Raw genomic sequence first — 235 nt, forward strand, 5'->3', positions numbered from 1 at the left:
GTTCTCGTAACAAATAAATTTGTCTGTTCATGAAAAACACGAGGCGTAAGCCAGAGAGTGATGAGGGCTCTTGTCATTGGCATCTCGAGGTATCGATCTGGCCACATTGTTTTAATCTTCTCTTTCACAAGTGTATAATATTTCGGATTCATCCCAGGAAACAGATGATGTTCTGTGTGATACGAGTTGTTGAAATGAAGAATGTCCACTATTTTTGGTACTGTAACGGTGAGAC

General features: G+C 40.0%; 1 protein-coding gene. It reads right to left on the reverse strand.

Translation table 11 applies throughout. The features are described 5' to 3' along the window. Nucleotides 1-235, reverse strand: a 235-nt coding sequence (locus Q4550_RS24100; protein ID WP_303536797.1) for a fatty acid desaturase, incomplete at both ends; no start/stop codon positions are given.

The organism is Anaerobacillus sp. 1_MG-2023 (genome assembly GCF_030547345.1).
Classification (GTDB): domain Bacteria; phylum Bacillota; class Bacilli; order Bacillales; family Guptibacillaceae; genus Guptibacillus; species Guptibacillus hwajinpoensis_B.